This window comes from Jeotgalibacillus sp. S-D1 (assembly GCF_004358665.1).
GTDB lineage: Bacteria > Bacillota > Bacilli > Bacillales > Jeotgalibacillaceae > Jeotgalibacillus.
The window spans coordinates 1-868 of the sequence record NZ_SMZR01000037.1 but is presented as its reverse complement, the minus strand read 5'-3'; the positions used below and the strand labels follow the sequence as shown (position 1 = coordinate 868).

General features: G+C 40.9%; 1 protein-coding gene. It reads right to left on the bottom strand.

Going from position 1 to position 868, the window contains the following annotated elements:
- The coding region (locus tag E2R51_RS20555) for an IS701 family transposase (RefSeq protein WP_205703367.1) at positions 1 to 868 on the bottom strand (868 nt) is incomplete at both ends.

Genomic DNA, 868 nt, shown 5'->3' with positions numbered 1-868 from the left:
TAGCAATACGGGTCAAACTTATCCAAACTAATATAGAACAGCAAATATGATTGCGCTGAATACGTGCTTTTCGACACTGATTAGACTCTATACCTGTTAATTGCTTAATCTCACGATGAAACTGCTCAATTTTCCAGCGTATGGCGCACACCTGTTGTACGTCATCACGATTTGTTTGAGTGGTGTCGTTGGTTACGACCCAATCCGTGCGGTGAGTACTCACCACAACCCGAAACAGTTGCACTTTATAGTGTTTAGGAAATTTATTGATCTTAATTAATTTGCCATTATCTTGTTCGGCCTCAGTCCATTGTAAAGCACTGACTGAGGTATAAGCGCGTTGCCCCTTAGAATCATCAACCAAACGGTTGCTCTTAAGCGGACAGTAAAAGATTTTACCTAAACCATCAATGGTCAGCATGATATCTTTAGTGGCATACCAGCTGTCCATGAGCACCGTTTTAAATACCAATTGCTTGTACTCGATCGTGTGTCGTAACATATCTTCTAAATGATCAAGCTTGGTTTTACCATCGATGGCTTTGTCGTAAATACGGTAGTCAATAACCCAATACTGCTGGGTATGCGGGTTAACGTAGATGCAGTTTACAAGACCAATGCCTTTAATTAATCGTTTAGCATTGCCACTATATTGGCGGTTGACCAGTTCTATCTTATGACTGTGATCTTTGTCTAATACGGTGTCATCAAAGAGCAAGTAACCCTCAGCATCGGCGACAATGTCTTGTTTAACTTGTTCCCATACTAGACGAGGTTTGAGCTTGTCACCTTTAATATAACGGTTGATACGGTCATGACTGATGTTCTCAGGATGATGATCAGCATAGTTGGTGATGGTGTAGTTTAT